Origin of the sequence: Cupriavidus phytohabitans (assembly GCF_017815025.1) — a bacterium.
Classification (GTDB): Bacteria; Pseudomonadota; Gammaproteobacteria; order Burkholderiales; family Burkholderiaceae; genus Cupriavidus.
The window spans coordinates 1-361 of sequence record NZ_JAGIQB010000277.1; the positions used below are offsets into that span (position 1 = coordinate 1).

At 57.9% G+C, this 361-nt stretch carries 1 pseudogene; it reads right to left on the reverse strand.

The window, feature by feature from the left end:
• Positions 1-35: 35 nt before the first annotated feature.
• Positions 36-361, reverse strand: a pseudogene (locus J8I34_RS34480) (IS4 family transposase); the annotation flags it as partial.

The window sequence follows — 361 nt, forward strand, 5'->3', positions numbered from 1 at the left end:
CCAATCCACCCAAGATAAGCACCAACAGATAGGCATCAAAAAGCCTTGTAAGTAGCATGTCGATGAGGTTTGTGACGAGGCGGACGTGGCTTAGCGCGATCCGGTCGCACGCGATGGGTACGTGTTGCGATCAAGGCCAAGGTTTCATTCAGAGCAGCCTTGGCCCAGCGCAAGCCGAGCAGCGCCGCTGACAGGACAGGTTTGAGAGCCGTGATGGCGAAGGTTCGGTTGATGCGACGGTTCAAGTCGATTTCATGCTCCTGCGCGGCGCTGAGGCAGCATAGGGCGTGCAGGTTGTCGCTGAGGATTTTGGCGCCGAAGTCCTGCCTAGCGGCCAACTGTGAGAGGCCGGACAGATGTT